17 protein-coding genes, 1 pseudogene and 1 riboswitch are annotated in these 24,624 nt (G+C 58.2%); of the genes and pseudogenes, 5 read left to right on the top strand and 13 right to left on the bottom strand.

Features of this window, described 5'->3' with window-relative positions; all coding sequences use genetic code 11:
* Both AYR66_RS26350 and AYR66_RS26345 read left to right on the top strand, forming a co-directional pair.
* Positions 1 to 2,279 (top strand): DNA gyrase subunit B (locus AYR66_RS26350; RefSeq protein ID WP_088710506.1); only part of this gene is annotated, 2,279 nt, incomplete at its 5' end.
* Positions 2,280 to 2,377: 98 nt separating this feature from the next.
* Positions 2,378 to 5,539 (top strand): DUF3427 domain-containing protein, encoded by a 3,162-nt coding sequence (locus AYR66_RS26345; RefSeq protein WP_088710505.1) that lies wholly within the window; start codon positions 2,378 to 2,380, stop codon positions 5,537 to 5,539.
* Positions 5,540 to 5,555: 16 nt separating this feature from the next.
* Here AYR66_RS26345 and AYR66_RS26340 read toward each other — a convergent pair whose 3' ends face one another.
* The 3 genes from AYR66_RS26340 to AYR66_RS26330 all read right to left on the bottom strand — a co-directional run bounded on the left by AYR66_RS26340 (position 5,556) and on the right by AYR66_RS26330 (position 9,204).
* A complete protein-coding gene (locus AYR66_RS26340; RefSeq protein WP_272938382.1) occupies positions 5,556 to 6,146 on the bottom strand; it encodes a cation:proton antiporter in 591 nt (196 codons plus the stop codon).
* 431 nt (positions 6,147 to 6,577) lie between these two features.
* The gene (locus tag AYR66_RS26335; RefSeq protein WP_088710503.1) at positions 6,578 to 7,144 is read right to left on the bottom strand and encodes a hypothetical protein; all 567 of its coding nucleotides are present in this window, start codon (positions 7,142 to 7,144) and stop codon (positions 6,578 to 6,580) included.
* A 186-nt stretch (positions 7,145 to 7,330) separates the two neighbouring features.
* Positions 7,331 to 7,439: riboswitch (SAM-I-IV-variant riboswitch) on the bottom strand.
* Between the two features lie 205 nt (positions 7,440 to 7,644).
* Complete coding sequence (locus AYR66_RS26330) at positions 7,645 to 9,204, bottom strand: Na+/H+ antiporter (protein WP_088710502.1); 1,560 nt, start codon at positions 9,202 to 9,204, stop codon at positions 7,645 to 7,647.
* A gap of 275 nt (positions 9,205 to 9,479) precedes the next feature.
* Here AYR66_RS26330 and AYR66_RS26325 point away from each other — a divergent pair, with 275 nt between their 5' ends.
* Positions 9,480 to 10,841, top strand: coding sequence for a hypothetical protein (locus tag AYR66_RS26325; protein WP_088710501.1), 1,362 nt, complete (start codon positions 9,480 to 9,482; stop codon positions 10,839 to 10,841).
* Positions 10,842 to 11,011: 170 nt separating this feature from the next.
* Here AYR66_RS26325 and AYR66_RS26320 read toward each other — a convergent pair whose 3' ends face one another.
* The 10 genes from AYR66_RS26320 to AYR66_RS26270 form a co-directional block, all read right to left on the bottom strand.
* Positions 11,012 to 12,778, bottom strand: coding sequence for a carboxylesterase/lipase family protein (locus AYR66_RS26320; protein ID WP_088710500.1), 1,767 nt, complete (start codon positions 12,776 to 12,778; stop codon positions 11,012 to 11,014).
* Between the two features lie 835 nt (positions 12,779 to 13,613).
* Positions 13,614 to 15,269: a TIGR02594 family protein gene (locus AYR66_RS26310; protein WP_088710498.1), complete on the bottom strand. Its 1,656-nt coding sequence runs from the start codon at positions 15,267 to 15,269 to the stop codon at positions 13,614 to 13,616.
* Positions 15,270 to 15,277: 8 nt separating this feature from the next.
* Complete coding sequence (locus AYR66_RS26305; protein ID WP_141104337.1) at positions 15,278 to 15,805, bottom strand: hypothetical protein; 528 nt, start codon at positions 15,803 to 15,805, stop codon at positions 15,278 to 15,280.
* Positions 15,795 to 18,713, bottom strand: a complete 2,919-nt coding sequence (locus AYR66_RS26300) for a type VI secretion system Vgr family protein (RefSeq protein ID WP_088710496.1) — start codon at positions 18,711 to 18,713, stop codon at positions 15,795 to 15,797. The genes AYR66_RS26305 and AYR66_RS26300 overlap by 11 nt, the downstream gene beginning before the upstream one ends.
* A gap of 146 nt (positions 18,714 to 18,859) precedes the next feature.
* Entirely contained in the window at positions 18,860 to 19,696 is an 837-nt protein-coding gene (locus AYR66_RS26295) for a penicillin-binding protein activator LpoB (RefSeq protein WP_088710495.1), read from the bottom strand.
* A gap of 24 nt (positions 19,697 to 19,720) precedes the next feature.
* Positions 19,721 to 20,341: a penicillin-binding protein activator LpoB gene (gene lpoB / locus AYR66_RS26290; protein WP_088710494.1), complete on the bottom strand. Its 621-nt coding sequence runs from the start codon at positions 20,339 to 20,341 to the stop codon at positions 19,721 to 19,723.
* A 31-nt stretch (positions 20,342 to 20,372) separates the two neighbouring features.
* On the bottom strand, positions 20,373 to 20,771 hold the full coding sequence (locus AYR66_RS26285) for a YcfL family putative periplasmic lipoprotein (RefSeq protein WP_088710493.1): 399 nt from the start codon (positions 20,769 to 20,771) through the stop codon (positions 20,373 to 20,375).
* A gap of 25 nt (positions 20,772 to 20,796) precedes the next feature.
* Entirely contained in the window at positions 20,797 to 22,266 is a 1,470-nt protein-coding gene (locus AYR66_RS26280; protein WP_088710492.1) for a COG3014 family protein, read from the bottom strand.
* A 104-nt stretch (positions 22,267 to 22,370) separates the two neighbouring features.
* The gene (locus AYR66_RS26275) at positions 22,371 to 23,288 is read right to left on the bottom strand and encodes an alpha/beta hydrolase family protein (RefSeq protein ID WP_088710491.1); all 918 of its coding nucleotides are present in this window, start codon (positions 23,286 to 23,288) and stop codon (positions 22,371 to 22,373) included.
* A 28-nt stretch (positions 23,289 to 23,316) separates the two neighbouring features.
* A complete protein-coding gene (locus tag AYR66_RS26270; protein WP_088710490.1) occupies positions 23,317 to 23,667 on the bottom strand; it encodes a hypothetical protein in 351 nt (116 codons plus the stop codon).
* Positions 23,668 to 23,847: 180 nt separating this feature from the next.
* Here AYR66_RS26270 and AYR66_RS26265 point away from each other — a divergent pair, with 180 nt between their 5' ends.
* Complete coding sequence (locus AYR66_RS26265) at positions 23,848 to 24,354, top strand: Hsp20/alpha crystallin family protein (protein ID WP_088710489.1); 507 nt, start codon at positions 23,848 to 23,850, stop codon at positions 24,352 to 24,354.
* Between the two features lie 54 nt (positions 24,355 to 24,408).
* A pseudogene (locus tag AYR66_RS26260) lies at positions 24,409 to 24,624 on the top strand (hypothetical protein); the annotation flags it as partial.

Genomic DNA, 24,624 nt, shown 5'->3' with positions numbered 1-24,624 from the left:
CCATCCACTCCGACAACTCGATCTCCATCACCGACAACGGCCGCGGCATTCCGACCGGCATCAAGTGGGACGACAAGCACGATCCCAAGCGCAGCGCTGCCGAAATCGTGATGACCGAGCTGCACGCCGGCGGCAAGTTCGACCAGAACTCGTACAAGGTCTCCGGCGGCCTGCACGGCGTGGGCGTGTCCTGCGTGAACGCGCTCTCCAAGCTGCTCAAGCTCACCATTCGCCGCGACGGCAAGGTCCACCAGATGGAATTCGCCAGGGGCGTGGTGCAGAACCGCGAACTGGAGACCCAGGACGGCGTCCAGATTTCCCCCATCAAGGTCACCGGTGAAACCGACAAGCGCGGTACCGAAGTCCACTTCTGGGCCGACGAAGAAATCTTCACGCATGTCGAATTCCACTACGACATTCTCGCCAAGCGCATCCGCGAACTCTCGTTCCTGAACAACGGCGTGCACATCAAGCTCACCGACCAGCGCACCGGCAAGGAAGAAGACTTCGCGTTCGAAGGCGGCACCCGCGGCTTTGTTGAGTACATCAACAAGAACAAGAGCGTCCTGCACCCGACTATCTTCCAGGCCACCGGCGAGAAGGTCTCCGAGCAAGGCACCATGATCGGCGTCGACGTCTCCATGCAATGGAACGACGCCTTCAACGAACAAGTCCTCTGCTTCACCAACAACATCCCGCAACGCGACGGCGGTACTCACCTCACCGGCCTGCGCGCGGCGATGACTCGCGTCATCAACAAGTACATCGAAGAAAACGAGTTCGCCAAGAAAGCCAAGGTCGAAATCTCCGGCGACGACATGCGCGAGGGCCTCACCTGCGTGCTCTCCGTCAAGGTCCCCGAGCCGAAGTTCAGCTCCCAGACCAAGGACAAGCTCGTCTCCTCCGAAGTGCGCGGCCCCGTCGAGGAAATCGTCGCCAAGACGCTCACCGACTTCCTGATGGAAAAGCCGAACGACGCCAAGATCATCTGCGGCAAGATCGTCGAAGCCGCCCGCGCGCGCGAAGCGGCACGTAAGGCACGCGAACTCACCCGCCGCAAGGGCGTGATGGACGGCCTCGGCCTGTCCGCGAAACTCGCTGACTGCCAGGAAAAAGACCCGGCTCTCTGCGAGCTCTACATCGTCGAGGGTGACTCCGCAGGCGGCTCCGCCAAGCAGGGCCGCGACCGCAAGTTCCAGGCGATCCTTCCACTGCGCGGCAAGGTGCTCAATGTCGAAAAGGCCCGCTTCGAAAAGATGCTCTCCTCCGAGCAGATCACGACGCTGATCGCCACGCTCGGCACCAGCATCGGCCCGGATGAATTCAACATCGACAAGCTGCGCTACCACCGCATCATCATCATGACCGATGCGGACGTCGACGGCGCCCACATCCGCACCCTGCTGCTCACGCTGCTGTACCGCCAGATGCCTACCCTCGTCGAGCGCGGCCACATCTACATTGCGCAGCCGCCGCTCTACAAGGTCAAGCACGGCAAGGACGAGCGCTACCTGAAGGACGACGTCGAAGAAGCCAGCTACATGATGAAGGTCGCGCTCAACGACGCCGCCATCATCCCGACCGAAAACGCACAACCCATCGTCGGCGACGCCCTGTCCGAACTGGTCCGCCAGTACAACACCGCCAACGCCATCATCATGCGCCTGTCGCGCGCGATGGACGAAGCCGCGCTGTCGGCCATCATGACCGGCGTCACGCTCAACCTCGACAACGCCGAGAATGCGGAAGTGTCAGCCCAGGCACTGGCCAAGGCCATCAACGACCCGGCCGTCGAAGTCATCGTCAAGTCGGACGAACTCTCCGCCAAGCACATGCTGCGCGTCGAGCGCCGCCACTTCGGCAACATGAAGATCACCACCATCGACGCCGACTTCGTGCACGGTCCCGACTACCAGGTACTGTCGGCCGCCGCCGCCACCTTCAAGGGCCTGATCGGCCCGGGCGCGCTGGTCCGCCGCGGCCAGGGCGACAAGGCCAAGGAAATCGCAATCAAGGACTTCCACGAAGCGATGAACTGGCTGCGCGACGAAGCCGAGCGCGGCGTGTCCAAGCAGCGTTACAAGGGCCTGGGTGAAATGAATCCGGAACAGCTGTGGGAAACCACGATGGATCCGAATGTGCGCCGTCTGTTGAAGGTGCAGATCGAGGATGCGATCGCGGCGGATCAGATTTTCACGACGCTGATGGGGGATGATGTGGAGCCGCGTCGGGCGTTTATTGAGACTAATGCGTTGCAGGCGGGGAATATTGACGTTTAAGAGGCAATCCGCGTCACGCAATGTGAAAAGAGGCTCGAATTAGAGCCTCTTTTTTTTGCGCCGCAAATAACGCAAACAATTAAATCGGACTGAAGAAGATGAGCAAATCGCAACGGACGCTTGCAGATGGTTTGTACGATAGATTGGTGTACGACGATGAGCTACCAACGATTCAAGAGTTGATAGCATCAGGGAGAGCATCGACCTCAGAACCCACGGGAATCGCTCGCCGTGAACTCATCATCAATGAGATATCCGCACGTCTTCCAGAATTGCTAGACGAGGTAATTTCTCCAATCGAAGGAAAAGCAGCGCAAGCTCGCGCTGAGCTTCAATTCGTGGCCGATCTCCTTCGTAAGGCACGTGAGGATGCGCGAAGCACTACGCATATTCGACCTGTCGCTGAGCCTTCCCGATTGCTTCGAGCAATACATGCACCTAATAATCCTCCACCGTATCCCGAAACCGGTTTGAGGCGGCCTTGGCTATTCACTTCCGCACGAACAGACCCGTCCTTGCTTTCTGAACTGCGAGCTGAATTAAGCGCTGTAGACCGAGTCGATATTCTCGTTAGTTTTATCACATGGAGCGGCGTCAGGAAGCTGCTCGACGTCCTGAAACAGGTCACCGCTCTTGACGCGAATGGGAAGCCAAAGACCGCATTCCGAATTCTGACTACAACTTACATCGGTGCAACCGAAGTACGTGCAGTCGAGGCGCTTGCACGCTTACCCGGTGTCGAACTCCGAATCTCACTTGACGGGCGTCGTACAAGGCTTCATGCAAAGGCATGGCTTTTTCACCGCAATACCGGCTTCGGAACTGCATTCGTGGGAAGTGCCAACCTTTCAGAGTCTGCGCTAGTCGGGGGCATCGAGTGGACTATTAAAATTGCGCAGGCTGGCGACCCCACACTTTATGCTGCGGCTAGCGCTCATTTCGAAACACTTTGGAACGACGTTGAGTTTCAATCTTACGATCCAGATGACGAGACTCAGAGAGCAACACTTGAGTCTGCACTGAAAAATCAAAAGGGTATAGGAAAGACGGCGGAAGCTAATCAAGAAGTAATTGCCATTCATACCTGGTTTGAGCTTCGCCCAAAAGCGTATCAATCGGAGATGCTTAATGCTCTTGCGGCCGAGCGCCGGCACGGCCGAACACGCAATCTTGTCGTAGCAGCGACGGGCACCGGAAAAACTGTGGTTGCGGCTTTCGACTATGCGCGATTAACAAAAGAAGAAGGAAGTCCGCCACGATTGCTTTTTATCGCGCATCGAATTCAGATTCTCAAGCAAGCATTAGCGACGTTTCGACAGGTCCTGAGAGATCCAGCCTTTGGTGATCTGATGGACGGCGAGAATGAACCACGTGCCTACGAACATTTGTTCGCCACCATCAACACGGTACATGCACGGAGCCTCGTCGAGAGAGTTGGTGTCAATTTCTGGAGGGTTGTAATTGTCGACGAAGCGCATCACCTGCCTGCGCAATCCTTCGATAAGTTTATTCAGCAAGTAAAACCACATTTTCTTATCGGGCTCACGGCAACTCCAGAAAGAGCCGACGGGCAATCGCTAAGCAAATACTTCGATGCTCGACCGGATGGAACACCTGCGGTCTCTCTGCGCCTATGGGACGCCCTTGATCAACAACTCCTTGCTCCATTTGAATACTACGCTACCGCAGACGATACCGATCTTACTTCTGTCGATTGGAACAGAGGAGAAGAAGGTAAACAACTTGATGTGATCCTATCTGGTAACGATTTCCGCAAACGCATCGTTGTAGAAGCGATCGATCGGTACGTATCGGATCTGGGGGCGCTCAAAGCAATAGCGTTCTGTGTAAGCGTGCAACACGCTGCGACGATGGCCGACTGGTTTAACAAATCAGGGCTGCCAGCAGTCAGTCTAACTGGTGCAAGTAATGCTCTTGAGCGTGAGAGTGCAATCAAAGCACTGCGGACAGGGAAAATAAAAATAATCTGTAGCTGCGACCTCTTTAATGAGGGCGTCGACGTGCCAGAACTAAATACGCTACTTTTCTTGCGACCGACACAAAGCCCGGTAGTCTTTCAACAGCAGCTCGGACGTGGGCTTCGCCTTTCAGAAGGTAAGGATAGCTGTCTTGTCTTGGATTTTGTCGGCCAATATAGCCAAGAGTTCCGATTCGATATTCTGCTTCGGACGATCACCGGGCAGACGCGTGAGCAGCTAAGACAATCCGTGGAAAACGGATTCAGCCTCTTGCCTGCGGGATGTCATATTCAATTTGATAAGGTGGCTCGTGAAAGAGTGCTTTCAAGCCTCAAATCGTCGCTTAATCTCAACGTCGTACGTTTAAGGCGCGAGATTTCAGCATGGGCGGCTTTAAAAGGCGGAGCAAGTATCCAACTGTCTGATTTCTTGCGTGACACAGGTTTGGAGCTTGAAGATGTCTATCGTGGGAGTCGATGCTGGTCAGGATATAAGCGTGACGTGGGCCTGCCAACTCCGCCTTTAGGCCCTCGTGAAGACGAGCTTCAAAAGCGCATTCAGAGCGTCCTGCACGTGAATGACTCCGCATTGCTGAAAACATGGACTACTGTACTTTCCACTGGTAGCGTCGACTCGCAATCAGAGTACCGAATTCAGATGCTCGCGTATCAGCTTCTCAATAACCACAACGAACTAATCGGTCCACAAGAGTTCGTTCACATGATGTCAAGGCATCCAGCGCTGCAGGATGAACTCTTGGAGCTATTTACGATACTTGAAGAGCAAACCTCAGTTCCCTATCAACCGTTACCAGACGCCGCACCCCATTGGCCACTATCACTGCACGCTAGATACGAGCGGAGGGAAATCCTCGCTGCGGTCGGGCACACAACGTCACGCGCTCGGCCGTTGTTTTTTGAAGGTTGCCTGCCGTTGCAGGATGTGAAGACAGAACTCTTGTTCGTTACGTTGGATAAAAGCGAGGGTTTCTCAGAACGCGTGCAGTATCACGACTATGCAATCAGCCCTCTACTATTCCATTGGCAAACACAGAATCGCGCGGGTGTCGATAATGTGACTGGACGCCGATACATCGAAAGTAATAGCAATGGATGGAAGTTTCAGCTGTTTGTCCGAGAGAACCCGGAATGTGCTTACGTTGCTCTCGGTCCCGTTGTCCTCGAAAATTACGAGGGTGATCGCCCCATTTCGATTACGTGGCGCTTGAAATGCGAAATGCCAGCGGAGCTATTCCGGAAGTTGACCGTGATTCGAGGATGACGAGCAATCATGCTTGTCATCCACCATTACACTGACGAGACGCAAGGGCTCTATGCGAATGGTCTCTTACTCGCAAGTTATTGTCCTTCTGCAACTGCGCCTCCCGATAATCCAACACCTCCTCCTGATGCCTCATCACCTCATCACTGATCTCATTCCCCCGCCACAGCCGGATCAGCTCCTTGCGTTCTGCCTTGATCGCCGCACAGCGCAGCTGCCATAACAAGGCATCTTTCGGCGTGTGTGCTGCGCCCTCCGCCGCACCCGGCGCGACGCGGTTAGCGACTTCCATGCGCAGTTCATCAGCCCACTCCGGCGGCGCCTTCGACTGTGCCAGGTGCGCATCCGCAGCAGCAATCGCCGCTGCGCGCATCGCTGCGCTGACGCGCTGCTGTTCCTCGGCCGTCGACCAGTACGCGCCCACTTTCAGTTTCCGGATCAGCGGCTTCAGGGTAAGTCCCTGGCCGACGAGGGGCGCGGCAATCACAAAGAAGGTGATGAAGATGATCAGGTCGCGTGCCGGGAAGGGCTCGCCGTTCGGCAGGGCGGTCGGCAGCGCCAGTGCGGCGGCGAGCGAGACGATGCCGCGCATGCCGCACCAGCTGATGATCGCCAGTTCGCAGTTGCGCGGCTCGGGTAGAGGGCAAGTTCATGCTCGGTACATAAACATCGCACCAACGTGGTCCGCATGACGACCAATTTGAACATTACCTGCCCGGATATCGTTCCCGCAGAACCTCAAACGCGATGTCTTCAAGATCCCGTTCCCGTCGCGGAACAAGCGGGTACTTGTTCGACGTTGACACATCATCGTATAAGCGCCGTTTGAAGCTCTCAAACGCTTCTTCGTCATGCTCCCGGCGCTCCACGTCGTTCCGTTGATCGGCTGACACAATTGCCGGACGGTACTTGGGGGCGAACAATATGCAAACATTCGCAAAGGGCTGATCCGGTGAAATCGGAGTGCCGGGCGGATGGTAGATTACTGGCATAGAAGGCTCCATATCGAAGGCTGGTAGATGAACAGTCCAACTGTTTCTATTCATATCGTCCGATTCTGGCGCTCCTTTCGGACCACCGGTTCTGAAGACTGGCATCTATCGCTTCCTGAGTCTTCGACATCCAGATCGGGTCGTCCATGCCGAATGTCTCGCCTGAACTTGACTCCATTTCCCATGCCTTCGCGGGGCTAAGCGCCTTCACAAACCGGATTGGTAGGTGGTTTCGTGCGGCCGCTTCATTTGCCTCATCCACGGAAGAGGTCAGCTTGGCGCATTCTGGGTGCCCCGTATATTCGTCCGGGTCGGTATCTTGTACTCCCAGGTCCTCGCAGACCTGCTGGCCCAGCGTGTGCACCAGTGCCATCGCATCTGCTGTTGTTCGAGAAGGTATTGCGAACGAAAGCGGTTCGCTGGCATTCACCGCTTGTTGGCTGAATCCCTCTAAGGCTATTCGGCCATGTTCGTCAACGAAGAGATTCAATGGTGAATGGAGCAGGCGAGTCCACTCCGCGTATATGCGGGCGTTCGTCGCATTGACCCAGTCGCTTACATGATCAGTGCCGTTTAGTTCGGAAAGTACGATAAGAAATGCTCGAGCATTCATGACGCTTCTCCTTGTCCCGTTGCACCGGCGAAGCCGGCTCCCGGGACCTGAAGAGCGGCGACGCTTTAGCAGCATTTGTGAATCGCCCCGCAAGTAGTCGGATAAATCGGCGATCGGCAGCGCCGAGCAACCCGGTAGGGGGAGCCCGGACAACGGAGGCATAAAAAAACCTCCGCAAGGGAGGTCGACGGTCCGTTTGGTTGTCCCTGTTCGGGACCACATCCGCCTGTTTGGCGGTCCACCTTGCCCGGCTGGCAGGTTGGCATGGGCGTCAACCCAACTCTTGATGCACGTCCTTAGATTAGGTGCCGGCATTGAGGCTGTCAAGGCGGGTAAGTCGCTACGCTGTGTGCCGTTTGCGAAACGTCAAAGCGCTCATCGCTGCCCAAGGATCGAGAGCCGAAATGTTGCTATGCCAGTCGGAAAGATTTGGAAGATCTGCAGCCAGCAGACGTGCTACTACTGTGGGATCTTTGAGGATGGCTCGGAGTCCGACAGCCCTACAACTGCGCCTCCCGATAATCCAACACCTCCTCCTGATGCCGCATCACCTCATCACTGATCTCATTCCCCCGCCACAGCCGGATCAGTTCCTTGCGTTCCGCCTTGATCGTCGCGCAGCGCAGCTGCCATAACAAGGCATCCTTCGGCGTGTGTTCCGCGCCCTCCGCCACACCCGGCGCGACGCGGTTGGCGATTTCCATGCGCAGTTCATTCGCCCACTCCGGCGGCGCCTTCGCCTGTGCCAAGTGCGCATCGACGGCAGCGATCGCCGCTGCGCGCATGGCGGCGTGCACGCGCTGCTGTTCCTCGGCCGTCGACCAGTCCGCGCCCACTTTCAGTTTCCGGATCAGCGGCGTCAGCGTGAGTCCCTGGCCGACGAGGCTCGCGGCGATCACAAAGAAGGTGATGAAGATGATCAGGTCGCGTGCCGGGAAGGGTTCGCCGTTCGGCAGGGCGGCCGGCAGCGCGAGTGCGGCGGCGAGCGAGACGATGCCGCGCATGCCGCACCAGCTGATGATCGCCAGTTCGCGGTTGCGTGGCTTGGGCGCCTGCTCATGGAGGCTGCCGCTCAGCCAGCGCGGGAGATACGCCACCGGAAACACCCAGACGAAGCGGACGGCGACGGCCACCAGGGTGATCACGCTGCCCAGCATGAACAGTTCGGACAGCGAATACGGATTCAGCTTGTCCATCACGCCCGACATCTGCACGCCGATCAGGATGAAGATCAGGCTGTTGAGGATGAAGACGAGCACGTTCCAGACGGAGCGGGCCATGATCCGCATTTCCGCCGAGACGATGGCCGGCGCATGGCGGCCGCGCACAAGTCCGGCGGCGACGATGGACAGCACGCCGGACACATGCAGCGATTCGGCGGCGATGTAGGCGGTATAGGGAATCGTCAGGACGGCGATGACTTCGATGAACGGGTCGTGCAGGCGGCGATGGATGGCGATGTACACAAACGCGAGGACCGTCCCGATCACCAGTCCGCCGGCCGACACCAGCGCAAACTGCGCACTCGCCTCCGCCAGCGAAAACGCGCCGGTCAGCACGGCGGCGATCGCGAGCTTGTAGATGACCAGGCCGGACGCGTCGTTGACCAGGCTTTCGCCTTCGAGAATGGTGACGACATGCCGGGGGATGTTCAGGCGGGACAGGATGCTCGTCGCGGCCACGGCGTCCGGCGGCGACACGATGGCGCCCAGCACGAAGGCGGCGGCCCAGGGGACCGACGGCACCATGAACTTGAGCGCGAAGCCGACGGCCAGCGTGGTGGCGATGACCAGCCCGATGGCCAGCAGGCTGATCGGGCGGATGTGGGTCTTGAAGTCGGTCCACGAGGTCAGCAGCGCCGCCTGGTACAGCACCGGGGGCAGGACGATCACCAGGATGAGCTGCGGATCGAACGGAAACTGCGGCAGGTTCGGGATCAGGCCCAGCAGCGCACCGCCCACGACCAGGGCAATCGGGTAAGGCAGCTTGAATTGGCGCGCGAGCCAGCTGAGGGCGGCGGCGCAGATCATGAGCATCAGGACGAGTTCGAGCAGGAGCATGGGCGATCGGATCGGGAATGTCGAGGGGAACACGCAAATGCAGCCTGCGTATTCTGGCAGCAAGGCATTGCAACCGGGAAATGAAATTTATCGGTGCCGCTGCAATTGAGCACGATCAAGCAGCGCCGCGTACATCCCATAAATGCGGTATTTCAGATTGGAAACGAATGAGGGGACAATGCTAGCCGCTGTGCTCGCTGTTCCCTGTTCCCGGTTGCACGGCCGCCAGTCAAAGGCGGCCTGCTCGTATAGATAACAAGCCGCCAATCCACGACATGCCCACTTTCACCTTGTCCGCACGATGCCAGCGATATGCACAATCGCTCGCTTTGCTTGTCCTTGTTTCCGGTTGCGCTGCTCCGGTCTATACCGTCGACGACGGAAGCCAGGTCGACGAAACGCTCCTGGCCGAGATACGCGCGTTCGGCAAAGGGCACCAGGTGCTCAGGCCGGGCATTGTGAGGAGTGCCGCACTCAAGGACAAGGATTGTGACAAGCAGTGGGAATTGCCCTTTGTCGTGGCGACTTCCTATGACCTGCCGAAAGAAAAGAAAATCGCGTGGGTGCGGGGATTGTCCGTGGACGAACGCCTGAGCGTCATTGCGGCGTCCGAGAACACCGACCTCTCCGTCGGCGACAAGATCGAAGAGATCGATGGCTACAAGAAAGAGAACACGGTCAAGATGCATGCGGAACTGATGGACAGGCGTGACAGCGGCCGCCCGTTTACCATGCGTCTCGCCAGCGGCAAAGCCGTCAAGGTAAACCCGGTCGAGGTTTGCCGCGGCCGCGTCCTGATCGCCGCGCCCGAAAACGCGGCCGCGCAGGATTTCCACTGGCTGCAGTCCACGCATTCACTCTCCTTGCTCGACAATGACCTGACTCCGGACGAAGCACTCTGGACCGTGCTCTGGACGCAGGGGCTCTCGGAAGAAGCGGGCGCGCGCATGAAGGTGTACCACTACGGCCTGAAAGTCGTAAAAACCGGCATCGCGATCGCCAGTGTCGCCAGCGGCGTCGGTGCCGTTGCCAACGCCGCCAACGCCGCCGCTGCCAATGCCGCAACCACCGCAGCCGGATCTGCCGCGGCCCAGGCGGCGGCGCGGGAGTTGGCCAAGCAGGCTGCGGACAGCATGCGCAAGAGCGTGATCGAAGCCGCGCAAAAAGTCGCACGACAGCAGGCGCAGGAAATCACCCTCGATGCGATCAAGGCGGCGACGATGTTCAAGAACAGCCTGTCAGGCATTTCCTGGGTTGCCGGCACCGGTTTCTACATGGCGGACAAATGGGCATTCGATCGCATGGAAACGCTCGGCGCCGATCCGCTCGCGGCATTCACCTTGCACTACAAGCTGGCTTCGACGGCGAATGCCCAGAACGCCTTTGTCTTCGACGAGGAAAGGCTGCAACTGATCAGCGAGATCGCGAAGCAGAAAGGCATGGAGGAAAAGGTGGCGCTGGTCCTGGCCGGCGAAGATCCGCATGCGCCGAAGGCGATTGCTTCGGTGGTGACCGTCGGGGACTCCATCGAACAGCGCCCGCTTGAAGATGGGGCGGCAATCAATGTCGCGAATGCAGATGCTGGGGGCGCAACGCAGGCGGCGCCGGTGCAGGAGGCGCGTGAGCGTGCCGATTGAGCTTGGGGTTTGTGTGTGATCGCGGTGCACAGGCTCGACGAAGTGACGACGCCGCTTGCGCAATTTGTCCCTTTTGCCGTGGAACGGTTTTGACGCCTGCGCTTGTGTAAAAAATAGGGTGCGCGGGGGCGCACCCTACCTTCTTTACTTCGCGAAAGTGAAGGCCTGCCTTACTTGATCGCCGGCTCGATACTCTGCACGCCGATCGCCTTCTGCGTCTGCGTCGCATCAAAAATCAGACCGGTCGGCCACGTCGGCCAGTACACGCCGAGCGCATCATTGTTCGGATCGCCATGCCTGGCGAACGCGCCGATGCTGCGCATCATCGCATCCGACAATTCCAGCCGTCCCGGCTTGTTGGCCGTCGTGTTCATGATGTTCGCCATCAGCGACGGCCCGAAGTTGCCGAACACGAATGGCAGGTCGAACAGGTGCGCCGCGCCGTAAATGACATTCCACGGCGCCGGCTGCTCGTCCCAGTCAAAGCGGTAATACCAGACGTCCGGCTGCTTCGCCTTCAGCGCATTGAGGATGTTGTCGCGGCTGGCGAGGAAGAAGACGCGATTGAACTGCTCCGCCCGCGCCGTGAAGCCGGTGACCGGCGCATCCGCCGGCAGGTAGGACGGCGCGATCCACTGGTCGATCGTCGTTTGCGGCGGATCGTTGGGACGATAGCTGAAGTGGTTAGCGAACAACTGCGCATCCGTCACTGCCCGCGCACTGCCGGTGCCCCCGACCAGCGGCAGGAAGCCGGGGAACAGCTTGCCTTCATCACGCGTATTGCCGGCGAGGATGGGGACTTTCACGTACTGGTAGTTCTGGATCGCATTGACCGGATTGCTTGCGACCACGACACCCTCCGGAATCGGCCCCGAACCGGCCAGCCCCTGCAGCGCGAGCCTGGTCAACAGCACGCCGAACAGCTGCGCCGGCGTCTTCGAACGCAGGTAGGCCGCGATCTGCTGGTCCGTCTGGCTGGCGATATAGGTCTGCGCGGATGGCACATCCGTTGCCAGGCCATCGGCAATGACCAATTGCTGAAGCAATGCCGCTCCCTGCGCCGCGTAGGTGGTGGCTGGCGACATGGTCGGGACAGTGCCGGGCGGCAGGTTGGATGCGAGCGACAGGCCGCCGCTCATCGCCACCGCGCGATGGAAGAGCTTCTTCTGTGCGTTCACCAGCTTTGGCGCGGTGAGCAGCGCATACACGTTGATCGCACCGGCCGACTCTCCCATGATCGTCACATTGCCCGGATCGCCGCCGAAGTTCTCGATATTGCGGTTGAGGAATTCCAGCGACTTGATGCTGTCGAGGATGGCGAAGTTGCCCGACTGCGTATCCGCATCGGTGCCGGCCTTCAGCTGCCCGAGGTTGAGGAAACCGAGAATGCCGAGGCGGAAGTTGACGGTCACGACAACGGCATTGGCGCGCTGCGCCAGGTTCGCCCCCTCATACATCGGATCCGCGGTATAGCCCGACACATTGCTGCCGCCATGGAAGAACACGACCACCGGCAGCTTCTTGCCATTATTCGCCGGCCGCCAGATGTTCAGGTAAAGGCAGTCCTCATTGCCGACAGCGGTGTTCAGCGTGGTGCCGATAGTCTCATCGTAACGGTTGTTCGCCCCCGGCCCGTAGATACGGCCGTACTGCGCGCACGCATTACCGAACGCCTTGGTGCTGCGCACATTGCTCCACTTGTCCGGATCCACCGGCGCGCGCCACCGCAATTCGCCGACCGGTGGCTTGGCATAAGGAATCCCCTTCCAGGACAAGGTCTTGCTCGCCTGATCGACGGCCCCATCGATCCATCCAAACTCAGTCGCCCGCGTCGTCTTGTCGAACCCACCCTCCTGCGCGTCCACCACCGTGTGGGCCGTGATCAGGGGCAACGCGACTGCGATTGCGATGAGCCATTTTGTTGGTATATCTGGCATCTAGTCTCTCCTTTGTGGCTGTGTGAATGGCGCGGTGATGCGCCGGATTCAAGCAGAGCATGGGGGGAGAGAGGGGGAATGGCTGTAGATCAAGGAGGGGGTTGTGCGGGATCAAACTTGGGGTGGGGAAAGGATTGCAAGCTTACGAGACAGCGGATGGACGAAGCGAGTAGTCCCGGGGCAGATGTTTTCCTCCGACGCCATAGAACACTTCACTTGATAACAGAGATGCCTCCAATAACGCCTAAAACTACGTGCTTCGACAAATCAGAGCACAAAGGAAACTCTATTTAATCCATGTAAGCGTAGGGAAGTTCGGAGAGCGAGCTACAAAATAAATAATTGATTGTTTTGATATCCATCTTTTGTTGGTTAGTCACTTTGGACGATCGTTCATAGTCATTGTCGACGGCGCCAATCGTTGTCAACTCATAGTGATTGCCTTCATTTCTTAGCACCACCACTCCATCAAATCCCTTATCAATTTCCGAATCTCTGTATGTCCGTAGTGCTTTCCTTAGTATCTTTAGGGATTGCTTTTCTCCCTGAAGACTCCTTTCGAGAAGTTCATTTGTGATGGCCTTTGGCCGCTTTTTTATATAAGCCAAGTCGACTTCAATAAGTCGCCTCTCCTTAGAACAGCGGTATGTATCTGGGGGAAGCTCTGAATTGAAGTAGGCCCTCATTTGAGTTGATGTTTCGGATGCCTTCGTCGAAAGGTCGACAAACACGAGACGGTATCCATTTCGTGAAGATGCGATCGATGAGGCACTGAGTGAGACGGTTAAGACTAGTAAAGCGAAACTAACGCAAAATTTCATAATGGGGCGCTTTCTTAACGTGTAGCTACACCAGCCGACGAAAAACCGAACTCATTGTTGAGAACTCTCGGCAGCTTTTCGGTAAGAGACTGGGATTTTTCTTCAGCACGAAGTGCGAATTCGGCATAAGCCAAGGGAACATAGTAACCACGGATTTTTTGCAGCATTTTTCCTTGCGATTTATGTGTCCAAGTCGAGTCCGCATTTCCCTTGAAATTAATGGCATCGCTTTGGTTGCCGCCCAGCACAGCGTTCGCACCGTATAAAAAACCTACGTGTCCCGTTCCGTCAGGTTTGCCCGTTGCTTCAACATAATTACTCCAGACCACGATTGCTCCGTAGACCGGCTGATCTAGCTTTACAAAGTTTTTATCATTAAGAAAACTTTGCGAGCTTGCCGGCGAATGTGAAAGCGGATATCCGGCTTGCTTCAAACACCAGTTCACGAACGAAGCGCACCAAGGATTGTTCTTTCCAATCAACGAGCTAAGCCCATTCTTTGGGTCAACTAATCGGTGGTAGTTCCTTTCCTTCGTAATATCGTCTTCTTTCTTTCCTGCCCAGCGCTTGGCTTCACGGATTGCAAACTCCATCCAAGGAGCGCGCTTCTGATCGACCTGTATTAGTGCGATTGGGTGGCCTTTTCCATCTTTGCTACGCTCTGTCGTCAATGTCTTTTCGATCGAACCCCTACGTCGTGGAGATGCACTCATTACATCGTTTCCGCGTGATGCTGATTCACTTGAGCTTTTGTTTATGACCACCACCTCACCTGGCATGATCAAGTTCGAATTCTTGATTCCATTGTCGCGTTTGATCTTGCTTGGCTCGACTTTGAATTTTTTTGCGATCTTTGACAGAGTATCGTTGGGTTGAACTACATACCTGACAGGTTCGGGACGCTTGGTCACTCCGGCCACCGGATTATGTGACGCAGTATTTGCCTTGACTATCAAGAAGTCTCGAACAAACGTGAAAGCTTGAGATTTGTCGCCAAGGGCAAGGGTCTCTATTTTTTGCCATTCTTTCTTGGCATCTTCAACCCACATTTCAACCCTGTCACCGATCTTGTGGTGCACAAGCGGTGAAAGCATTCCGAACGCATTCGTCCGTGTGAAGAATTCAATACCGTCGCGCACAAGCTTAATCGGCAAATCAGCGATCGGGCTAGCGCCATTGGAAAAAGCTACGCTTGTCGTGTGTATCCAAATCTCATTCCTAGTTTCTTTCTTGTGATGGTAGCCTTCGCGTTCTTCCATCGCCGACATTAGCTTTTCTAATTCAGCATCTGAAAAATGACGTATTACCTTCTCCCGCTCAAAGCCTGTCCTTTTGCAGACGTGTTCAATATAACCTTCAGTATCGTTTTCCTTTGGGGGAGCGTAGACGTAAAGCATCTTGGTTAGCGTGTGCTCGCCATACTTGCGTAGGAGAAGGGCTTTTTTTTCTTGTCGTCCCGCTTCCGGAGTTGGAAATATCAAGAAGGGGCCACTAGCTGTCGTGCCATGGCCAATATGTAGCTTGTATTTTGGACCCGGACGTAAGTTTCCTGGATTATTGAACCGCCAAGCAATTGTTCCGCCGCTCCTCAATAAGCGATCACCATTTGCCGCAATAAACTCTACGGTCTTGGTCTTTTCGTTGTACGACGCTTTTACGAATTTCGTCATGATGCGCGCTACTTAATCTTTTTCACTTCTTGTTTGAGTACGGCATCAACGCCGTTTTCGCCTTGTGGCGGGTATGTATTTACGGATATGCGTTCGAAGAGATATGGCCAATCATCGCCCTCCGTCGAAATCAGCTTGTACCTTGTTACATTAATTGGAGCGCCATTGAAATCGTTTTCACGTGTGCTCCGTGCATAGAATAGAAAGACGTCGTTTGCCTTTTTCTCGATGCGGGCATCACGCACCATTCGTTCTTCTTTTGCCTTTGTCGTGATGTTCAATTCGTAGTCGCCCGGTTTCGCTTTGTCAATGAGTGGGATTTGGTGCCAGGTTTTTTCGCCCTCTTTTTGAAAATAGAAGTTGTAGTTATGGGCATACAGAGCAGCATTGTTTGTAAGCAGCCCGGATACGACATAAATAGTTCCTCCCTTGATCTTCCATTGATGCACTCCAGGCGCGTATTCATGTGCACACAGAATCGAAGGAACTAGCGTCGCTGCAGTAACTAGGGTATGTAGACAGGTTTTAAGTTTCATGTTTGTTTTCGCATTCCATGAATTTGTTGATGTCAGCTTCCGATAAGAATTCGAATGAATCGGAGTGCGTATTTAGTTTTTGCAGATACGGGTCATCGACGCTTTCATCGCTAGAAGGAGCTTCGTGGTTTCCGATCGTAGGAAATTCTTGTGGCTCCCGAGATATGGAACAAAGGTCGTGAGCTTGCTTTTCCCATTTATCTTCGCCAATCAATAGGCGAAGCTCCGTGTGCTCGTCTAGCAATGTGCGCGCGATGCGTCCATCCTTTCCGATGGTTCCGGTCGCTACCTCGGTGCACGCCTCGTCCAAAATCTTGTAGCTCTTTCCTACGAGCCCCATGTCTGACGCGAGTTTGTCGGAACCGGCAATCGCAAATCGGAGACTATGCTTTCCAATAAATTCCTCTGATGGAAGTGCAGGAAGTGGGGGATCCACCTTTTCCGGACCCGTTAGATTTTTCACAGCACCATGGATATTCACTGGTCCTGGCGCCTTCAAAGTGATTTGGCCGTTACCAACATCTATTTGACATCCTCCAGCAGTAAGGCGGATGCTCTTCGGTGAAGTGATATCGATATGCCCATCTACGGACGTGATCTTGATATTCTTCTTCGCAATTGCTTCGATTTCGTCATCCTGCGCCTGGATCTGCACCTTGCCTTTACCGGCGAATAGCTTGATGCCGGACTTGGCGACGAACACGCTCCACGCTTCCTTGATCGCGATCGACAGGTTCTTGCCAACTGCAACATTCGTGTCTTGCTGGCTCGACAGATGGATGTGCTCGCCCGCGGCGATGTCATGGCTCTTCGGTGTCGCGCTGACAATGCTTGCCGGGCTGGAGAACGCGAGCAGCGGTTCTTCATAGCCGGGCACTTCCGCCTTCTGGCCGGTGCCGCCTTGCTGCGTGTACGTCTTGTTGGCAACCTTGATCAGGCGCTCGGCTTCTTCATTCGCTTGCAGCGGATCGGCGTTGTGATCCTTCGCAGCATCGGACAAGGTCTTCGACAGCTCGAGGTTGCTAGTGAGCTGGTTCGTCAGCTCCTTGCTGTCCAGGTGGTTGCCGGTTTCATTGTTCCTGGCATCGGTGCTGAGCAGCATGCCCTTGCCTGCACGGATCACTCCGTACTGGTCGGTTCTTAGCTCGAAACCTTCTCCCCTCGGTTCACCCTTGCCTTCGCGTCTTGGGTGGACCAGGTAGCCTTGGTTGAGAGCTGTTTTGCCATGATCGGTGGCGACACGAATGCGCTGCTCGTTCGTGCTGTCATCCCAGACAATTTCATTGAGTCCCCTGCCCTTGACCATCTTGCTCTTGACGCCAGAGAGGGCCTTGTTGCCGGGAAGATTGCCGGAGTCCGAGAAGGCGGCGGGTTTGTGTGTGCCGTTGTAGACCGAACCGGTGACGATCGGGCGGTCGATGTCGCCGTTGATGAACTGGATCAAGACTTCATCACCGATCCGTGGAATCCATACTTGTCCGTACTGGTTGCCGGTCCAAGGTTGCGCGACGCGGATCCAGAGAGAATCGCGGTCGGTGCCGGAAGCGCCGGCGCTTTCCGCATAACCATGGTCCTGGCTGCGGGTGAACGGCATCTTGACCTTGATGCAGCCGAGGTCGTTGACATGGATTTCTTCTCCGGGCGGGCCGACGACGGTTGCGGTCAACAGCGTGGGTGCGGTCGGCTTGGCATGTTCGGTGGTGCTGAATGCCGGGATGATCGGGATGTGTTTGCGCGAGGCATCGAAATCAGCTTGATACACCGGCTCACTGTCTTCTCCCTGCAGCAGGTTGTTGCGGGCGACGAGGCGTGTGCGTAGTACCGTGAACTGCCGGTCTTCCGGCGCATCCTGCTCATGCACCGGATGCTCGGCCAGTTCGAAGTGGCGGCCGACCATCAATTCGCGGTGGCTGGCCTTGCCGGTGAAATGCTTGCTGGCGAATTCATGGGCGCCGATGCGCAGCTTGCCGTAGCGGGCGTAATCGTCTTCGTCGTTGGCGCTGTGGTGCGGGTCGTAACGGTAGTCTTCCAGCGTCGAAGAAAGTTGCGAACCATGTTCGCCCTGGTCGGTGCCGGTGCCGTCGTTGCGCACGCTGGTGACCACCGATTTGTAGTCGTAGCTCGCGCGTTCAATACCGCCGGGTTGCAGTGTCCTTGCACCTTGCCAGTCGGTGATGCTGTCTTCGGGTTCGGTGCCGTCGTCTCGGTGGAAGCGAATCTTGCCGGCGGTGGCGGGTTCCAATGCGGAGACATCGTCGAACAGCACCAGCGTCAGTTTCGGATGCTCACCGGGTTCCCCTGCTTCGCCATGTTCGAAGTACCAGCTGATGCCTTCTTGCGCGAGCCAACGGCAGATAAAGGCGGTGTCAGATTCGTTGTACTGGGTGACCCAGGATTGCACCGGATGTTCGCCGATGCAGCGGTCGTCGAGGTCGAAGCAGGAAGCGAGTACTGGATTGTTCTGCCGATGTTCCGACAGCAGCACGGACACAAACTCAAGAACCGTTAAATCCTGGAACACGCGCGAATTCACCCGCAAAGCCAATACTGCGAATGGGTCTTGCAGCGTCAGCACATAGCGGGTGAAGCCGCCATCGGAGCCGCCGAATTCGGCACGGGTGACGAGGCCGCACAGCGCCCGCTCTTCGCCGCCGTCGGTCAGCAAGGAAACCTGCACCGGCAAGCCGATGAATTGCTTCAGTTCCAGGAAGGCATCGGACGACAGGCAAGTCAGGGTGTAGGTGAAGCCTTCCGATATCCCTTCCTCACCCGACAGTTCCTGCGGCAGCAGCGTGCCTTCGTCGATGCCGGAGCCGGGGGCGAAGGACAGTGTGAACAAGCGGTCAGACTGGGCGAAGGCCAGGGCGTCGGACAGGAGGGAGGCAAGGCGGTCGGGTGAGGAATGCATGGTTGCCTTTTTTGAAACATCAAAGGCAATGACAATAATAAATTATTGTTAAAAATGCAATTGCGGAATGTGCGGGTGTTGCGGGGGGATTGGAGGTGGGAAGGTGGGTTTCGCTTCGCTCTACCCACCCTACTTGAACAGCGGTGTTACTTGTAGACGGTGACCGGTTCGTTGCGTTGCACTTCGACCGGTTGCACGTTGATGATGCTACCGCCGGCGGGGGCGGTGCGTGCCGTGCGCGGGACGCCGAACTGGGTCATCAGTTCCGCGTACGCGGCGTCTGCCAAGGACTTCGAGGTTTCCGAGATGACCTTGCCGCGGTTGAACACCACGCGGTCGCCCTGGCGCGACACGATCTTGGTGTCCTGGCCGGCGCCGCTGGCGCTGAAGGCGGCCTTGACTTCATAGGTCCTGGTGTTGATCAGGCTGAAGTCGGCCACGAGGTCGAGGCTGAGGATGCCGGTGTAGGAGTGGGTGCCGGGCAGCTGCATCGTCTCCTGGCGGAAGGCGATGTTGCTGACGGTGCCGAACAGGACATAGTCGGCGCCAGGGTAGTAGCCCTTCTTGATGCGGTCGATGATGTCGTAGATCTTTTCGGTGGGCGGGCCGGAATAGGGTTTGGCCTGCACCAGGCGCACGCCGCCGCCCTTGAGCATCGCGCCCTTGAGGTCGGCGGTGTAGTTGCGCAGCTCGCCGCGGTCGATCCAGGTGTAGGTGCCTTCGGCTTCGTAGTAGCTACTTTCGTGCTTGGCGCTGACGCGTTCGCGGGCGGAATAGGTATTCGGCGTTTCACGCTCGCTGCTGCTGGCGTTGACGCTGCCCTTGCTGTGCGCGGCGACGACGCGGAAGTATTCGCTGACCTTTTCTTCATAGGTGAGGTCGGTGACGGCGATCTTGGGTTGCGACTGGGCGACGGCGGTCACGGCGGATGCTGCCAGCACGAGGGCTGCGGCGGCGCGCAGGGTCTTGGTGAGTGTTTGCATGATGGATTCTCGTGATGGTGGGGATCAGCGCGTGGACGTCTTGCGGATTTCCTTTTCTTCCTGCCATTCGACGGTGCCTTCTTCCACGTCGTAGACCTTGAGCGTCATCTTGTAGAAGACGTCCTTGGTGTTGGCATTCTGCTTGACGATGGAGACGATCTCGCCTTCGAGGGTGTACTTGGCAGCGGTCATGTTGCCGACCTTGGCTTTGCCCTGGGCCTTGTACAGGCCGCTCTGGTTCTGGCGCTGCAGTTCGTCGACGCCGGCCTGCATTTCATCCGAGCTGCGGGTGAAGCGGACCTTGCGGCTCTTCACCAGCGCGGTCTGGATGGTGTTCATGATCGACTTGGTGTCGATGTATTCGCTGGTCTTGTTGCGCACCGCGGACAGCGTCATCGTCGGGCGGTTGGCGAGGATGGGGTCTTCCAGCAGCGAGCCGATCATCTTTTCCGCGATCATCTGCAGGTCGGTGGAGCCGAATTCGTTGGTGACGGTCTCGACGGCCTTGGAATCGCCGTAGTTGACGGTCTGGCGCGAGAAGCGCACGGTCGGCTGCGACAGCGTGGTGGGGCAGCCGGCGAGCATGAGGGTGCTGCCGATGACGGCGCCGATGACGGCGAGGGAAGAGAGGGATTTCTTGTTCATGATGTGTGCTCGTTAAATGTTGAGTGCGGGATCAGCGCGGCTCGGCGCTCATCTCGATGCGGAAGTCGGTGGCCTGCGGACCGTAGGCGGTGCCCTTGATCATCTGGCTTTGTTTGCCGAGGAAGACCAGCGGCTTCCACACTTCGCCGTCGCCGACCTGGAAGCCGTTGGCGTCGAGCCAGCGGAAGCGGTAGTACAGGCGCAGGTCGCGCGTGTCCATGTTCATGACTTCGGCCTGCACGACGAGCACATCGTTGCGGCGCTGCGAGCGCAGGTCGATGGCCTGCAGGCCTTGCAGTTCGCCGCGCACGATCATCTTGGAGGCGATGCCGGCGGACGCGGCAGCCGGCGCGTCCTGTTGTGCCTGCGCGGCGGCGCCGATGAGGGCGAGGCTGGCGCACAGGGCGATGCGTTTGAGAGTGAATTTCATGGCGATGTCTTCAGGTTGATTGGAATCAGGCTTTCTTGACCTTGCCGGTGGCGGGCTTGGCCGGTTTTACAGGGCGTTTGACGGGCGCTTCGGGCTTCGCCTCTTCCACTGCGGGCGTGATGACGGGCGGCAGCATGCCGATCTTCACCGGTTCGCCGAAATAGGTCTTGTTGCGGAACACGCGTACCGGCACCACCATGTAACGGCCGTCGACCACCAGCTTGCGGTTGCCGTCGCCCTGGCCGGGCAGGCGCAGGTCGTATTCGCCCGGCGGGACGAAGCCGCGCGCGAGGAATACACGATCCGGCAGGCCGCGCCACATGCGGTCATCGGCCTCGCCTTCGGTGGCGGCGGTGACGATGTTGCCGAGCAGGCCGCCGAAGGCGCCCATCTTCTTGTTCATCTGGTCCTGCACCAGGCCCTTGGCGACGGCACGCACGGCGGCACGTGCCTGGATGCCGGGCAGTTCGTCCTGCAATGCGCGGCGGGCCATCACGTTGAAATCGGTGACCAGCGCGGTCGGCATGGACAGCGAGCCGAGGTTGACCTGGGAGAGTTCCAGCGCTTCCTTGTTCGGATAGATGACCGGGAAGGAGAAGGACACGACGACGATGCCGTTGGTGGTAGGCACCGGGAACTGGATCTTCTTCGACTGGCGTGCCGGCGCGTTGCCGGATTCGACGATGAACAGCACGTCGGTCACGTTCTTCTGGCGGCGGAAGCTGGTGCGCTGGTCGAGGCCCCGCAGGCCTTCTTCCAGCACCGGCAGGTCAGGGCGCAGCTCGATCGCCTTGCGATAGCCGGGAGCGGCAAGGCCGGGTTCGTTCAGCGCTTCGTAGACGAAGCCTGCGAGGTAGTGGCTGAGGGCGTTCTGGTAGCCGTTCTTCAGCTTGAGGACTTCCGGATCCTTCAGGGTTTCGATCGGGTAGCCGTTGAGTTCCTTGGCTTCCGACTTGATGCCCTTCTCTTTTGCTTCTTCTTCGGCCTTGACGGTTTCGCGGGCGCGGAATTCGGCGATCACGGCTTCGCGTTCGTGGGTGCGCTTGATGTCCACGCGGGCGGTGTCGAGGTCGCCAAGGTTGATGCGGTTCATCGCCATGCGCGTGGTGAGCATCACCTTTTCATAGTCCTGGCCTTCGTAGGTGCGCGAGCTGTCGCCCATGAAGACGGCGCCGATCTGGCTCAGCAGCTGGTCGGGCGCGGTCTTTGCCTTTTCTTCCCAGAGTTTTACTTTCTGGTCTGCAATTTCGAGAGCCAGAAGGCTTTCCTGGTAGCGCGTGCCGATGCGCAGCAGTTCGCCTTTTTCGAGGTTCAGCAGCAGGTCGGTCTTGTCGGAACCGGCGGCGATCTGCGCATCGAGCGTTTTGATCGCCTCGTCGATATCGCCGCGTGTTGTTGCTGCAAGGGAATTGGACAGCTTGCTGTCATGGGTCGGGACGCCGGCGCAGGCCGTGAGGAGCAACGCGGCTGACACCGGAAGGAGGTAAGAGCGCATAGAGGGAATCCGATTGTTGGTCTTGTTGTCACGGAGGGACCGTGCGGAGGAAGTATCGCAGTGAAACTTGCGTTCTTACAAGCGCTTTGGCTGTCGGACGGGAACTATTTTTGCAGCCAGTGCTCAAAGGCCTCCCACACATATGGGAGCCGGCTTTTCCCGTCTTGCCGGAAATCATGGCCGGCACCGGGAACGGTGAGCAGGTGCAGGTTTTTCTTCCCTCGCTCGGCGAACCTGTCGCGGATGTGCCACGCGGATTCCACCGGCACCGCGGTATCCGCTTCACCCATCGCCATGAAGACCGGGAGGCGGAGCGCAAGCAGGTTTTCGGTGTGGCGGATCGCCTGCAATTCCACCCAGTAGCGGCAGCTGCGCTCGGCCGCGATGATGCCTTCCGAGGGGGAAGCGCACAGGCGCGCGACATCGGCCAGCGCGTGCTGCAGGCCGTTGCGCTGCAGTTGCAGGCGGTAGGCGTCGAACGGGTCCATGCCGCCGTTGGCAATCAGCGCGACATGGGTGACGCCGGAAATGTCCCGCGCGAGGATGGGGACGATTTCCGCACCTTCCGACATGCCGGCAAGCGCGACGCGCTGCGGGAACTGCCCGTTGGCACTCGCAGCGGCGAGTTCGGCGCGGATGAATTCGGCCTGGTCGGCGAGCCAGCGCGACGGATGGTCGGCGCGGGTGAAGGCGTCGCTGCAGGCGCCGTTCACCGGACCGACGAAGCGCTTGTGGAGGAGGAAGATGCGCATGCCGCCATCCCTGCCCGCGAGGCCGTCGAAATAGCCGGGCAGCACGCTGCCCATGCTGCCGCAATCGGAGCCCGGAATGACGAACAGGTAGGTGGACGGCCTTTCCCCGGTTGGGCGTTTATCGACCACGTAGTAGCGCGCCGTGCCGCCGTCTTCGAAGCGGTAGGTGTGCGCTGAGACGGGGGCTTCGCCGGCCGGCCGTTCGAAGTGGCTGCACGCTTGCAGCAGGAGCAGGCACAGCAGGGCGAGGAAGCGGGCGGGAGCGGGCATGGCGCGTATGATACGCCGCCCGCCTTGTTCAGATGCCGCCGCGTCCTTCGCGCGCCTGCGCGATACGCAGTGCGATGTGGTCGATCATCGTTGCCTGCAGCGTGTCCATGTACGCCTGCACGAACTGCGCACCGAAGGGCTTGCCGGCATTCTCTTCCAGCAGCTTGAGCAGGACGGCGAGCCGTTCGCCGTCGCACTGCCGCATCGCGTCCAGGGCGACGGTTTCCGGGGCGGCGTCGCTGCCGGCGTGCAGGAAGGCGCGCGTGACCGCGCAGGCGATGTAGGCCTTGCGTTCCTGTTCGTTGGCGGTGTCCGAGTACGGGGCGGCGCAACCGGCCAGGAGCGCGGCGAGGATGGCGCAGGTCTTGCGGTGGCGCATGTCGGGCGGGAATGGGGGCGATGGGTATAGGGTAGACCTTCGAGGAAACAGCTTTATGCGCGCTGACAAGAAAATGGCGTCCCGCCTTGCGCCTGCCCAATACCCCTGCGGACCAGCGCCGCACAATGGCTCGGCATGCACCGCATCGCGGTGCCGTAACGGAACCGAACGAGGCAAATCATGAACCTGGATGAACTCAAGCAAGGCCTGTCTTCCCTGATGGATTCGATGTCCGGCGGCTGGCAGCACATGCGTCAGGCGGCGTCGAGCGCCCTGACTTCCTTCCGCCCGAGTGAGCAGACCAATGTGCCGGAAAAGGGCGAGGTGGATGACATGTTCTACATTCCCTCCGGCACCTGGTCGATGCTGGGCGCCAACCTGTTCGAGGACAACAAGCGCATCGTCGTCCGGCTGGAGCTTCCCGGTGTCGACAAGAACGACATCGATATCGAGGTGCTGGACAACCGGCTGGTGGTGCATGGAGAAAAGCGTTTCGAGCGCGAGGAAAACGAGGGGCGGTACCGGGTGCTGCAATGCGCGTACGGCGCGTTTGAACGCGTCCTGCCCCTTCCCGTGCCGGTGGTGGCGGACCAGGCGAAGGCGACCTATACGAACGGCGTCCTGCGGGTGGAACTGCCCAAGCAGGATCCCGGCACGCCGCACAAGGTCAGGGTGAAGGTCGAGTAGTTGAAAAAACGTCCAGCGCCCCTATTTTCCTGCTGATTATCCAGGGAGGCCTTCATGACAAAATTTTTCACCGGCGCCGGGCCGGTATCCATTTTTGCGCTGGTGACTCTGCTCGCCGCCTGCTCGCCAAAACAGGATGAGGCGCAGCCGCCGCGCGCGGCGCCGCCGACTCAAGCGCCCGCCGCTCCACCTGTGACCGGCAGCGGCGTGCAGCTGCCGAGCTTCGTCAACCTCGTCAAGCAGCAGGGGCCGGCGGTGGTCCACATCAGC

Source organism: Noviherbaspirillum denitrificans (assembly GCF_002211445.1).
GTDB lineage: Bacteria > Pseudomonadota > Gammaproteobacteria > Burkholderiales > Burkholderiaceae_D > Noviherbaspirillum > Noviherbaspirillum denitrificans.
This window is presented reverse-complemented; position numbering and strand designations above follow the sequence as displayed.